This window comes from Bacteroides cellulosilyticus DSM 14838 (assembly GCF_000158035.1).
GTDB classification, from domain to species: Bacteria; Bacteroidota; Bacteroidia; order Bacteroidales; family Bacteroidaceae; genus Bacteroides; species Bacteroides cellulosilyticus.
In genome coordinates this window covers 168,515-171,864 of the sequence record NZ_EQ973489.1, presented here as the reverse complement: position 1 = coordinate 171,864, position 3,350 = coordinate 168,515, and the positions used below count along the sequence as shown (strand labels likewise).

3 protein-coding genes and 1 pseudogene are annotated in these 3,350 nt (G+C 42.3%); 1 reads left to right on the top strand and 3 read right to left on the bottom strand.

What is annotated here, in order from left to right; genetic code table 11:
• A pseudogene (locus tag BACCELL_RS03535) lies at positions 1–203 on the top strand (NTP pyrophosphohydrolase); the annotation flags it as partial.
• 124 nt (positions 204–327) lie between these two features.
• Here BACCELL_RS03535 and glmM read toward each other — a convergent pair.
• From glmM to BACCELL_RS03520, 3 genes are all read right to left on the bottom strand, one after another.
• Positions 328–1,716 carry a phosphoglucosamine mutase gene (gene glmM / locus BACCELL_RS03530; protein ID WP_007210173.1) on the bottom strand — a complete coding sequence of 463 codons (1,389 nt, stop codon included), beginning with the start codon at positions 1,714–1,716 and terminating at the stop codon, positions 328–330.
• A gap of 37 nt (positions 1,717–1,753) precedes the next feature.
• Positions 1,754–2,356 (bottom strand): BamK family beta-barrel-assembly machinery protein, encoded by a 603-nt coding sequence (bamK, locus tag BACCELL_RS03525; protein WP_007210172.1) that lies wholly within the window; start codon positions 2,354–2,356, stop codon positions 1,754–1,756.
• Positions 2,357–2,459: 103 nt separating this feature from the next.
• Positions 2,460–3,350: DHH family phosphoesterase (locus tag BACCELL_RS03520; protein WP_007210171.1), on the bottom strand; the 891-nt coding region annotated here is incomplete at its 5' end.

Below are 3,350 nucleotides of genomic sequence, written 5' to 3'. Positions count from 1 at the left end.
TTACGCATTATGTATTCGAGTCCGCACGCGAAAAAGAACTCGTCTTTGTGCACAAGACCATATACGATGGTGAGATACTCCCCAGTGATGAGCTGGATGGCGGACGTTTCTGGACGATAGAAGAAATTAAAGAGAATTTAGGCAAAGGGATATTCACTCCAAACTTTGAAGGGGAGATTGACAAAGTACTCTCATTAAAATAAAAAGACCGCCCTTGCGGAAACGGATGATGTGCCCGGGGTAAACAGACCATCTGTTCCTGAAACACAAATGGGAGACCAAAGCCTCCCATTTGTTGAATATTTATAAATCTGCTCTTGACAGCTTTTACTTCGCCAGATCTTCAATTACCTTCATAATCTTCTGCCCGATTTCCTCTGCTTCTTCCGGTGTGGAAGCTTCGCTATACACGCGAATAATCGGTTCGGTGTTACTCTTGCGCAAGTGTACCCACTTATCAGCAAAATCTATTTTCACTCCATCGATGTCATTGATTTCTTCATCCTTATAAAGCTCTTTCACTTTAGCCAGAATAGCATCCACATCCGTTTCAGGAGTCAGGTCTACACGGTTCTTTGCCATGAAGTAAGACGGGTAAGTTGCACGAAGTTCACTCACTTTCTTACCCTCATGTGCCAGATGGCTCAGGAACAAAGCAATACCCACCAATGCATCGCGACCGTAATGACTTTCCGGATAAATAACTCCACCATTGCCTTCACCACCGATTACAGCGCCTACTTCCTTCATTTTAGTGGTTACATTCACTTCGCCCACAGCAGAAGCAAAGTATTCCTTACCATACTTACGGGTTACATCGCGCAACGCACGTGTAGAACTCAAGTTAGAAACCGTATTGCCCGGAGTATGCTTCAACACATAGTCAGCCACACTTACCAGCGTATATTCTTCACCATACATCTTTCCATCTTCGCAAATCATTGCCAGACGGTCCACGTCAGGGTCAACAACAAAAGCCACATCCGCTTTACCACCCTTCATCAGGTTCATTATGTCACCCAGGTTCTTTTCAAGCGGTTCAGGATTGTGTTGGAAGTCACCTGTCGGCTCACAGTAGAGCTTCTCTATATGCTGCACACCCAGTTGTTTCAACAATTCCGGCAGAATAATACCACCCACCGAGTTTACACAGTCAATAGCCACGCGGAAATTCGCTTTTCTGATAGCTTCTACATCTACCAGGTTGAGCGCCAGCACACTATCTATATGTTTTTGATTATAAGTCAGATCCTTGCGATACGAGCCCAGATGGTCTACATCAGCAAATTCAAATTCTTCTGCCTCAGCAATACGAAGTACTTCATTGCCTTCGGCTGCATTCAGAAATTCGCCACGTTCATTCAGCAATTTCAGAGCGTTCCATTGTTTGGGGTTGTGCGATGCTGTCAGGATAATACCGCCACTGGCACCTTCCATGGTTACAGCCAATTCAGTAGTCGGAGTGGAAGCCAAATCAATGTCAATTACATCCCAGCCCATACCCATCAGAGTACCTACTACTACATTCTTCACCATTTCACCCGAAATACGGGCGTCGCGTCCTACTACAATTTTGTTGCTTTTTACCGTGCACGTTTTGCGAATAAGTGTGGCATACGCTGATGTGAATTTCACAATGTCAAGCGGATTCAAGCCCACACCCGCTCCTCCGCCAATGGTTCCGCGGATTCCAGAGATAGATTTGATTAGAGTCATTAGGTTAATGATTTAAAGATTGTTGGTTATACTATAATTATTTATAGATTTGATATTTCTGAATATAGTAATAATAAGGGTATACAGATTGCATAGCCGAGCTATGTCCCATTTTAGAAGGAACAATCAGTTTAACGCATGCGCCATCACGCACATACGCCAACGGCACCAACCAACCGGCAGGCACAGAAGTTCCATAATAAGAGAGCATAAATCCTTGTGTAAACTGACCGGCAATAGAAGAACTTGTTACTCTATAGTTAAATTCATCGACTACTTCTGCATAATCCAGATTGGACACAGTTACCACTTTATCCATAAGGCTATATTCCGAGAAGCGAACCAGAATCTGATCATTCGCCTTTACCGTATCGGCCAAATTAGTGGAACCCTTATCTATGATCTGCATATATACACCACTGGCAAGCTGTACATATTCATTCTTGTTCACATCCGTAGTCGAGTCGTTTCTGTAAAATTCAGTCTGAGATATAACAGTGATACTACTGTCCCGTATAAATGCCTTTATAGCATCTTTTTCGTCCTCCAGCATTTCTGCATAAGTCTTGGTATTATCACAAGCCTGGAAAGCCAATCCACATGCCAGCAAGGACAAAAAGAATAATGTAAGTTTCTTCATTATCTGTTATTTAGTAATTCCGTACAAAAGTATTCGATTTCGTTGAAAGTTGAAAGCTCTACGAGGAAAGTTCGTATCTTTTAACCTTTGTGCCCCTCTTTTTTTATCCTTTCGCATTCAGTAAAGGCTTAAACTTCTCTAAAGCACGCTCCAAAACTTTCTTTGCTTCATCCATTGTACCATAGAATTCACCGCCTGAAGCATTCAAGTGTCCACCTCCATTGAAGAATTCGGCAGCCAATTGATTACAGGGAAATGTACCTACCGAACGCAACGAAACTTTAATCATTGGCTTCTCCGTATCTTCACGTAAGAAACAGGAAAATACCACATCCTTTATACTCAGAGGAATATTTACAAATCCTTCACTATCACCCCGGATATAATCAAAGCGTCCCTGTTCGTTTCTGGTCAACGAAATCAAGGCTGCATGATAATCAGGATACACCTTCATTTGCGAAAGCACATATCCCATCAACCGCAAACGACCCTCAGAGTAAGTATTATAGACTTTCCTGTAAATATCATCTTTATCGATGCCCTTGGAAAGCAACTCGCTGATGATAAAATAAATTTCCCGGTTATTGGAATTATAGGTAAAGCCACCCGTATCGGTCATCATACCGGTATAAATACACTCTGCTCCCGCTTTGGTAATTTCATTGAAATAACCCATACGGCATATCAGACGGAACACCAGTTCGGAAGTGGAAGATATATTCGGATGTGAAATTGTAATATCACAAAATTCTTCGGGATACAGATGATGGTCTATCAATATTTTTTTCCCTTTTGCAGCCTTTACGGCATCTGCCATTGCATCAATACGACTCAAAGCGTTGAAATCCAGACAACAGATTATTTCGGCCTCAGATATCAGCTTATCGGCAAATTCTTTGTAGTGATCGTAAAGTAACACATCTTTGCTGCCCGGCATCCATCTCAGAAAATCGGGGAAGGCATTCGGCACAATGACATTTACCGTTTTATCTTG